The sequence below is a fragment of the Adlercreutzia sp. DFI.6.23 genome, from assembly GCF_024462535.1.
Classification (GTDB): Bacteria; Actinomycetota; Coriobacteriia; order Coriobacteriales; family Eggerthellaceae; genus Adlercreutzia; species Adlercreutzia rubneri.
Genome location: NZ_JANGBP010000872.1, coordinates 1 through 255, shown reverse-complemented (window position 1 = coordinate 255; position 255 = coordinate 1). Strand labels below are relative to the sequence as shown.

Below are 255 nucleotides of genomic sequence, written 5' to 3'. Positions count from 1 at the left end.
TGCCCGAGCCGCAGCGCGCCATCTTCGAGGCCAACGACTGGCAGATCGTCGAGGCCGCCCAGCCCGCGCACACCGAGCCGCCGGCGCTGTGCTACTCCTCCGTGTGGCTGTCCATGAACTGCCTGGTCCTCGACCCGAAGACCGTCATCGTGGAGGCCTCCGAGGTGCATCAGCAGGAGCAGATGGACAAGCTGGGCATGAACGTCATCCCCTGCGACCTGCGCGACGCCTACCCGTTCGGCGGCGGCCTGCACT

1 pseudogene is annotated in these 255 nt (G+C 68.2%); it reads left to right on the top strand.

Annotated features, from left to right (window positions below):
- Window positions 1-255, top strand: a pseudogene (locus NE591_RS16480) (serine/threonine protein kinase); the annotation flags it as partial.